At 73.7% G+C, this 319-nt stretch carries 1 protein-coding gene; it reads left to right on the top strand.

Going from position 1 to position 319, the window contains the following annotated elements; translation table 11 throughout:
- On the top strand, positions 1-316 hold a 316-nt coding region (locus AX737_RS24800; RefSeq protein ID WP_156453939.1), incomplete at its 5' end, for a YadA-like family protein.
- Positions 317-319 lie beyond the last annotated feature (3 nt).

Here is a 319-nt window from a genome sequence, read left to right as displayed (position 1 = left end):
CGCGCTGGAGGGGCGGGTCGACGCGCTTGGCGGACGGGTCGGTGCGCTGGAGAGCAGCGTCGGTCGGCTGCAGCGCGAGATGCGCGGCGCCTACCAGGGAACCGCGATCGCCCTGGCACTGACCGGCGCGGTGCTGCCGGCGGGCAAGACCTTCGCGGTCTCGACGAGCTTCGGCACCTACCGGGGCGAGACGGGCTTCGGGGCGAGCGGCGTCGCGCGGGTCTCCGACAACCTGTTCGTCTCAGGTGGCGTCGGCTTCTCGACCAGCGGACAGGCCAACGTCGCCGGCCGCGGCGGCTTGACACTCGCCTGGTAGGCG

This window comes from Methylobacterium sp. CCH5-D2, assembly GCF_001556475.1.
GTDB lineage: Bacteria > Pseudomonadota > Alphaproteobacteria > Rhizobiales > Beijerinckiaceae > Methylobacterium > Methylobacterium hispanicum.
The sequence above is the reverse complement of the archived record's forward strand: the minus strand, read 5'-3'. Positions and strand labels throughout refer to the sequence as shown.